The organism is Mesorhizobium sp. M8A.F.Ca.ET.202.01.1.1, from assembly GCF_004791595.1.
In the GTDB taxonomy this organism is placed as follows: Bacteria; Pseudomonadota; Alphaproteobacteria; order Rhizobiales; family Rhizobiaceae; genus Mesorhizobium.
Window position 1 is genome coordinate 1 of the sequence record NZ_SRUN01000041.1, and the last position, 6,577, is coordinate 6,577.

Consider the following 6,577-nt stretch of genomic DNA (forward strand, 5'->3'; position numbering starts at 1 on the left):
TGGTGCGGCTGGCCAAGAGGACGGGTCTCCATTTGCGCCAGAGCTATGTGCGGGTCGGCAAGCTGGCGCTGATCAGCCACCAGCGCTATGCCCACGCCAAGCAGTTCAAGCGGGCCAACAAGGCGCTGCGCAAGCTCAAGACCTATCTCGGCCGGACCATTCGCGACATTGGTCGCCAGATCGCCGGCGACGCGGGGCTGGACGCGCTGTTCAAATGGCCGCTCTACCAGGCCGCCACCGTTCTCGAGCAACGCCAGCGCCAGCGCGGCCGCAAGATCTACAGCCTGCACGCGCACGAGGTGGAATGCATCGGCAAGGGCAAGGCGCATGCGCCCTACGAGTTCGGGGTGAAGGTGTCGGTGGCCACCACGCTGAAGCGCTCCAAGGGTGGCCAGTTCGCCTTGCATGCAAAAGCACTGCCCGGCAATCCCTATGACGGCCACACGCTGGCAAGCGTCATCCCCGACATGGAAAAGACCATCGGCAACGAGATCGGCCGCATCCTCGCCGACGCCGGCTATCGCGGCCACAACGCACCCCAGAGCCACAAGCTCAGGGTCTTCACCGCGGGCCAGAAACGCCGCGTCACCCCAGCCATCAAGCGCCAGATGCGACGGCGGTCGGCGGTCTAGCCCGTCATCGGCCACATCAAGAACGAACACCGCATGGGCCGCAACTACCTCGCCGGCCAGCAGGGCGACGCTCTCAACGCCATCCTGGCCGCCGCCGGATATAACTTCTCTCTCCTGCTCAGGTGGCTGAAGGGATTTTTGTGGCTTCTCATCGCAGCCTTACAAAGTCAGCCGAAAGAGCTCGAAGCCTGATCCCTCTCATTGTTCACGGCCGACGAATACCGCTTCCAGCAGGACCTTGATCGAAGCGTCCAGCTAACTGTCCCGTATTGGTAGGGCAAGCCAAGAAGCTGCCATTCCCACATCGATCTCGGTAGCGAGCCACCGGCCGGCGTCAGCCGGTGCATTACAGCCTAGAACAGCGCGATGACTTGTATTGGTCCCGAAGAGACTCAGGCGGTTCACTACTAGGGTTCAAACCGGATTGGCCGGAGCGAGGCCAACCCACAGAAGGCCTACGCGATAGTTTATTCGCCGAAGCTGTTTCGAGATGCTCATCAGAGCCACCTTGCTGAAGAAGGGGAGCGTCGGACTTCCCTCATGCAAAAGGGCGTAGACGATTTCATAGTCGGCCGGATTGGGCCTCTCCGTCGGAATTATGCCGACGATAGCTGGCATTGCCTCCCGAATTTGTTCCCTAAGCGGTGGATGGTCGAGGAATGCTTCGGCGGATACTTGTCCTTGCAGGAACAAATGACTTAGCGTTTGTGACTTGCTACGGCGCTTCACGTGCACGATCTGCCCGCCACTGGTCAGAATGTCACAAAATTCGACCCGACCACGCTCTCCTTCGAAATTCACAAGGTTCTTGTCGTAGAGGTACATGCCGGCCTGGGTATCGACCGCGCGGGCATTGTAATCGCCCTCCTTCTCGCCGGCCGTGTAGAAGGGGAGCTGGAGGGCTGCCAGCGGAATTTCCGCCATAGCTGCGTTGACGGTGACGACAAAATTGTCCTTTACCACATACCATTCGTCCGACGCGAGGATATGGAGCTGGTCGTTGAACTGGACCTCGGCGCATAGACATTTGAACACGGACCAACGGTCATGGAAGGGTCCGTCGTCGCTCGCGATACGCACCTTATCCGATTTCAGATCGGCAAGCGTAACCTCAAGCTCGTCATCGAAGAGGGCCAGATAATCGGAAAGACGAAGATCGTCGAACGCATCCGCCCGTGAGCTGCCGGAGAACTTGAACCGATCGACATTGTGATAGTCGATGATTTCCGGCGGTGCGAGATGTATGCCGTTGAGGTGCCCATTCTGCAACCGGGTGACAAGGTTCTCATTGAGTTCGTCCAGGCGCGAACGATCCCGGATGGGCGTGATCTTGCCGTACCAGGGAAATAGTTCCTGGTATGCCGTATCGTTGAATGAGTTGATGATCGTCAGGCCCTTGTCATCGATTCCATTATAATCGAGTTCACAGCTCAACTTGAGTCCGTCGCTACCCGTGAGCGTACCACCGAACGCTTCATCCCCTGATTTGCCGGTAATTGCCTGAAGGATGATACTCGATGTGTCGACGCCGAAATCGAAGATTTCGCCGATGCGGCTGTTTTGCGAGCGGGTCTGGATGGTCGAGTCTTCGGGCCTGCGTGTGTCGATACTCTTGATCCGCTCGCGGCCAAGCCGGTTCAGCGCCACCTTCAATCCGAACTGGCTCTCCAGGGCTTCCGGGCGAAATTCCTGAAACCCCATCCCGAAACATACAGCAAGCCATCTGCGCTGCGGGTCGGCGTCCTCAACAGCAAGCTCGACGCCGACAAATAGAATCGCAGCCGCTTGCCCGCCGTACAGCCCGTTGAACTGTAATTGGTCGGCAGCATTGAAAAAGGATATCCAGCCCGGCGGACAATTGTATGCTTGGCCTGCAAACAGACGCTTGTTATCGGGATTCCCCGTAAGGGGCTTTTCCTCTAGCCGATTTTGGTCTTTGAGCGAATCCGCTGGATCGGCGATATGCGCTTTCAGCAGCCGGAATGTATATGATCTTTTTGCCACAATTTACTCCCCTCAAGCAACGACGAAGATGATAGATGTTATCGCCGACCGCCTCACCCCAAAATGTGGGACAGGAGACATTCGGGAGCGCACCGGAAGGCCCACGCTTATGGACGCGTCGCATGTGCGACTGCTTCGCGGAAGCGCGCGATCTGACCGTAACGGCCGATCGGAGGGGCATTGCAACCAATCACGGCGCAGTGAATTAAGAAGTTCATCGGATAGCGGCGCGGCCGCACAGCAAACCCGTGAATGTTCTCGGAGTGCTCGGTCGTTTCCCCCGGGCAGCCGACGGGCAGCCGGAACATGAATGAAGCTGGGCCGTCGCGGCACAATCTCGCACGGGCCAATGCCAAAGCTCCCTGGCAAACACTTCAGTCAATCACCAGTAGTTTTCCGGAACATTCGACCTTCAGTAATCAGGCTGCTGTCAGTAATTTCTATTCCCAGTCTCCGTCCTTCTAGGCCAATCCTCGATAAGAGACGGCTCAATGTCCGCTTCATGAATATAGCAGCGCGAATGGATCACTTTGCGCAAATAATTGGCCTATCAGGGCAGGGACTCGGCGTTTTCGCGCCGCTTGCAAACATTTCCCACAATTTGCTGATGAGAAGTGCGAGAATTCCCGCTCTACGTCACGCGGGCAGGTCCCGGTCTTCTTTACGGGGCCGCCGAGGTGCATCGTTGCGATGGAGGCGTGCGAGACGGCGCATTGTTAGGGACATCAGATCGCGAAGCTCGGCCATGAACTTCGCCTGCTGCCACGTGTTCACGTGAAGCCGTTCGTCAAAACGACAGAAGAATGACGCGGCAGAGGCCGAAGCGACTGCGCAGATTGTGCCGTCCGCTCATTAATGCTCTCCGGACCCGACTGGCCGAACATGGGTCGTTGCGTCCCATACGGGTGACGTGCCCGTCTTTAGGCTGGCGCGAGGTATGCCATCTGTCCGGTCGTGGCGCTGAAAACCGGGCTGAAACGGCGGGTTGAAATGAAGGCGTCAATGGGCGCAGATCTTTGAAGTGCTCAGCATCGAATTGAACTTTTCGGCCGGGTAAATCTGCGATCTAATGGCGCGGAGACCGCTGCGTCAGGCATTCGCATCGCTTGAACATGGTGCCGGTTGCCAGCTCTTTGCGCTGGCGGGCCTTTTATCGCGGTGCAGATTACAACCTCCTTCCACATAGGGCGGATCGCCACCTCGGCCTTCGTCCTCTTGGCAACCCTCATCATCGTGCTCTCCATGCTCGGGCTCGAATCTTCCGCGGGCAAGGCGGGGCGGCAAGAAGAGAGGGAAAGTCCCGGCGGAGTAGGCAGCCCTCATTCCGCACGCTGACACGCTACCTCGCTTGCTGCTTCCAATCGAGCTAAGTGCTGGACGGCGAACTCTGACGTCCATGGATTAGAGTCGTGAAATTCCCGTCCAAATCGAGATAAGGGTGCCCGTCCACTTGGTGAGGTAAGCGCCCTCGCCCAACCTCCATGTACTTCGGAATTGGATTACGTTCGATTGTTACTTGCTCGTACCGTCGCGAAACATCGACAACGCAGGTGCGAACGCTTCCTCCAACTGCTCAAGGCCGGCGTTCGCGCCGAACCTTCTGCATTAGTCGCGTGGTCATTCATATGCCCTTCGGACCGCGACCCATATCGGCGAGGCCGCCGAGCGAGCGCTGCCGCGACTGCGTTTTCCACCGTTTGTTCGATCAGTCTCACGGAGATTGTTTCCAAACTTCATGAATGGCATCCACGAGCGCCGCGCCTAAATCTTTGACATCGGTATCGCTCATTGGGGTCGAGAGCGCGTCAGAGCAATTCGTCGTCATCAGAAAACCCCCGTTCCAGCATTGCAAGATGCACCTTTGCCAGCGCAGCCTTCTGCAATGCGCTCGGGAACGAGGTCCGGCAGTTTCGGATAACTCCGGTTCCTCAGGTGGAGCCGCAAGAGGAGCTCGTGCCGGTAACTGCGTGGGTAGTTCGCACCTTCTCAGTTGCTACATGATTTCGCTGCGAATCGTATCGCCCATCTGGGCCACGGCATCCTTTGTGTTTGATTGCAGCGCCGCCAGCCCAGCTGTTATACTGAGCGGGTTAGCGCTGAATGTGCCGCCGTGGTAGACGGCTGGCTTGCTCTTGGTGCGTTTGGTGAGTTGCAAGGAGCTGACTTGGGGCGCATGGAGAACCGGTGCTTCCCAAGTCAGCTCCTTGCAACAAGGCATTCTGTTTGCCGTATGATCGAGAGTTCTCTTGAACCTATCGCGCCGCAGTTAGTCCCGGCAGTCATGCGTCTGATGAAGCAGAGGCACGCCTTATCTATGGTCAAGGCGGTTGCCTATGCGCTCCCCGGAACACCGGCTACGGCGCAAACTGGGCCGTTTCGCGACAAATGGCGGGTGAGGGGACCACAGCACCTGGTGCTGCGTTCAGCGCAAACTCGATGATTCCCTATGATGAACCTGCGCACGCTCTCGTGGAGGAGACCCCGCGCCTCGTCAACATGGTTACGCCGAAGGACGCCGGGTCGGCGCCAACGCCGCCGGCTTCTTCCGCAATCGGGCGGCGGCAACGAGGATCAGCATGCGCTGTCCGCATGCCGGTAGCGTTGGCCGCCCGCTCGGTCCACTAATGCGGCAGAGATCCTGGCCTTCAAGGCGCGGTCCGAGACGCCTCCAGGATCTGCAGAGCGATCGCGCAATCCGCACACCGCGAATGCCGATGCACAGTCCAGCGCCGACTGCGTTTTCGCCGCGGTACGGCGCTGGCCTTCCAAATTGCCTATCGCTTGCGACGCGGTCACTGACCAAGGTGGGCAAGATACACGCGTAATTTTCGCGCTGATCCTCCCTCCGTGGTTTTTGTTTCAGCGCCAGCGCTTTCAACAGAGGTTTGCCAAGGCGTCCACCAGCTCCTGTAAGACGACTTTTACCGATCCCATTTGAAAGCTCTTTCACCTTCTCGGCGAAGAGCTGGTCACCCCGGCATTAGCTGCAGAACAGGTCGCTTTTATTCATCAGTACCAGTTCATTGAGGAGTACCGGCAGCACGACGACATCGTCGCCCGAGGTCAGACGGTCATCGACGGTTTGTCCTTGACAGGCCTCCAAAGAGGCCATGCGGCGGATAGGCACGCTTGTCGGAACGACATTCAAGGTGGCTGAATTCGCAAGGAGCCGATAATCTCGCCGGATGGCGAGTCTGCCCCTGCGGGACCCGTGTCGGGGACGAAGCCTGGTGTTCGATGCGGGGGATAGGCCTGCTCGATCATCTTGATCGGCACGTTCGACTGGTTGGCGCCGATATTCGGCCACCATCCAGCTTGTTATTCGCCAGGCTGGCCCCAGGTCGAGAGATCCAGTGAGGCGCGAACGATCTAAAGCACGGTACGGATGCTCGTAAGCGTCATCACCTCGGCGATGGTATCGAACGCGTTCTTCTTGAAAGTCTCGAGCAGAAACGGATCTGTCTTGCGGGATTGCATCACGCGATCCCTCGCTGCAGATCAACGAACAGATTGTCGAATTCGTCCCGGAGGATGGAAGCGTCTGGCGGCACAACCGCCGTTCCTCCAATTCCTCCACGATAATCGGCCCGGCCGCTTCTCCGCCAGACATGCTTCTGCGGGCGTCCAGTGGCCGCGACGATCAAGCGCTGACGATCGCTGGCCGAAACGGTGAAGAGATGCCATTGCACGTGCATTAGACCGCACACCACACCGCAAAACGGAACCCCAGAACCGGGCTCTTTTGATCCGATTGATCCACTAGCGTCCTAGAACAATCGCACACATGGAAATTTGTTGGGACGTTCCATGCCCACCGCTGGCATGGAAACATTGCAACAGATCGTTCAAATAACTTTACAGAATCTTTTGCAACCGCGGACCGCTGACGATGCTAGGTTCATCCGCAAGGTCTGAAGGCACGCGTGAATATGAGCCACGCC

General features: G+C 58.0%; 2 protein-coding genes and 2 pseudogenes. 2 read left to right on the forward strand and 2 right to left on the reverse strand.

What is annotated here, in order from left to right; genetic code table 11:
* Positions 1-824 (forward strand): annotated as a pseudogene (locus EN845_RS33700) (IS5/IS1182 family transposase); the annotation flags it as partial.
* Positions 825-1,046: 222 nt separating this feature from the next.
* Here EN845_RS33700 and EN845_RS33705 read toward each other — a convergent pair.
* A complete protein-coding gene (locus tag EN845_RS33705; protein ID WP_164893205.1) occupies positions 1,047-2,636 on the reverse strand; it encodes a DUF6119 family protein in 1,590 nt (529 codons plus the stop codon).
* Between the two features lie 672 nt (positions 2,637-3,308).
* Between EN845_RS33705 and EN845_RS36530 the strand changes: the two are divergent.
* Positions 3,309-3,462: pseudogene (locus tag EN845_RS36530) on the forward strand (IS110 family transposase); the annotation flags it as partial.
* 2,543 nt (positions 3,463-6,005) lie between these two features.
* Here EN845_RS36530 and EN845_RS36710 read toward each other — a convergent pair.
* Positions 6,006-6,113, reverse strand: a complete 108-nt coding sequence (locus tag EN845_RS36710; protein WP_135897790.1) for a hydantoinase B/oxoprolinase family protein — start codon at positions 6,111-6,113, stop codon at positions 6,006-6,008.
* Positions 6,114-6,577: the final 464 nt, after the last annotated feature.